The following is a 236-nucleotide window of genomic DNA, read 5'->3' on the forward strand; positions in this document are numbered from 1 at the left end:
GAGGCGTTCGAGCGGGCCGGGATCGACCCGGTGACGATGCGGGGCAGCAGGACCGGTGTCTTCGCCGGTGTGATGTACCACGACTACGGCGGGCGCGTGAAGACGGCTCCGGAGGGCATGGACGCCTACCTGGGCAGCGGCAGCGCGGGCAGCATCGCCTCCGGCCGGGTGTCGTACACGTTCGGGCTTGAGGGCCCGGCGGTCACGGTCGACACGGCATGCTCGTCATCGCTGGT

Annotated in this window: 1 protein-coding gene; it reads left to right on the forward strand. The window is 70.8% G+C overall.

The features are described 5' to 3' along the window. Positions 1-236 (forward strand): beta-ketoacyl synthase N-terminal-like domain-containing protein (locus IO33_RS53390; RefSeq protein ID WP_245236097.1); only part of this gene is annotated, 236 nt, incomplete at both ends.

It is taken from the genome of Streptomyces durhamensis, assembly GCF_000725475.1.
Taxonomy (GTDB): Bacteria; Actinomycetota; Actinomycetes; order Streptomycetales; family Streptomycetaceae; genus Streptomyces; species Streptomyces filipinensis.